Raw genomic sequence first — 1,470 nt, 5'->3', positions numbered from 1 at the left:
AAAAAGTGCCCCTATGGTTTTCGTCAAGCCGTTGCAGCGGTGGGTGGTTGGTAGAAGGTGCCGTCGCGGAGCATGGCGAAGAGGACGTCGATGCGGCGTCGGGCGAGGCAGATGAGGGCTGCTACGTGGTGTTTTCCCTCGCGTCGTTTCCTGTCGTAGTAGGCGCGTGAGTCCGGTTGTGACAGTGAGGCGAACGCGGCGAGGTAGAAGGCACGCTTGAGCTGCCGGTTGCCTCGTCTGGAGGGGTGTTCACTGCGGATGGACGAGCCGGATCTGCGGGTAGCGGGGGCGAGCCCTGCGTAGGCGGCGAGGTGCCCGGCGCTGGCGAAGCTGCTGCCGTCGCCGACGTCGACGAGGATGCGGGCTGCGGTCCTGATCCCGATGCCGGGCATCGAGATCAGGACCTGCGAAAGAGGGTGGGCCTCCAGCAGCTCCTCGATTCTGCCGGCCAGGAGCTTGCGCTGGTCGAGTACTGCGGCCAGCGAGCTGGCCAGGCTGGGAATGATCAGGGCTGCGGCCTCGGTGCCGGGAACGATGACGGTCTGCTCGTCCAGGGCAGTGAAGATGTCCTCGACGAGACGTTCTGCCATGCGCGGCGCTTTGGGCTTCAGCATCGTTATCAGCCGTCGGCGGCCTGCCTTCCTCAACTGTGCCGGCGATCCGTAGCGTTCCAGCAGAAACAGCACTGCCGGGTGATCCAGCCGAGGGCCCAGAACCCGCTCGAGCGAGGGATGGATCTGGGTGAGGAGGCCACGCATGCGGTTCTTGAGCCGGGTTACCTCGCCGGCCAGGTCGTCGTCGAAGCCAACGATCATGTTCAGCTCGGCGACCGTTTCGTCGTCCGGCGCCAGCTCACGCAGGGTGTGTGGCATGGTCCGGGCCGCATCCGCGATGATCGCCGCGTCCCGGGCATCGGTCTTCGATTCGCCTGGATACAGGTCGGCGATCCGCCGCATTGTCAGCCCGGGAAGATAGGCAACACGGCAGCCCGCATCGCGGGCAACCGCCAGCGGCAGGGCACCGATCGATGCCGGCTGGTCTACTACGACCAGCACCGTTCCGTGCCTCGTTCGCAGCTTCGTGAACAGCTCCCGCAGCCGCAGTTCACTGTTCGGCAGCGGCTTGTCGAACACTCTCTTGCCTGCTGGGGTCAGGGCAGTGCCGTGATGCTCACCTTTGCCGACGTCCAGACCGAGGTAGACGTCGATCTCGCTTTCGTGATGCACAAGCCCCTCCCCGACAGACCCTTCCCGGCCTCAACCTGCGGCATCAGCGTGCCGGCATCCACGTTACGAAGGCCTGCTTCGCCTCGACGGACAAGGCGAGCGGTCATGCCCCTGATCAGCGGTCTGCCAATGCCTCCCGGCCCGGTGACACCACTTTTTCGACCATGATCGACAAGGGGCTCAAGTCATACCGGGCCCGGAGGCCGGGAGCCCCATTTCGGAGCCACGAACACGGTAACGGGGC

General features: G+C 65.3%; 1 protein-coding gene. It reads right to left on the bottom strand.

Annotated features, from left to right (window positions below; genetic code table 11):
* Nucleotides 1-23 precede the first annotated feature (23 nt).
* Nucleotides 24-1,226 (bottom strand): IS110 family transposase, encoded by a 1,203-nt coding sequence (locus ABZ371_RS32590; protein WP_358686546.1) that lies wholly within the window; start codon nucleotides 1,224-1,226, stop codon nucleotides 24-26.
* Between the last annotated feature and the right edge of the window lie 244 nt (nucleotides 1,227-1,470).

The sequence above is a fragment of the Streptomyces sp. NPDC005899 genome (assembly GCF_040629645.1).
In the GTDB taxonomy this organism is placed as follows: Bacteria; Actinomycetota; Actinomycetes; order Streptomycetales; family Streptomycetaceae; genus Streptomyces.
Note: the sequence above shows the minus strand (reverse complement) of the source record. Positions and strands in the feature narration are given on the sequence as shown.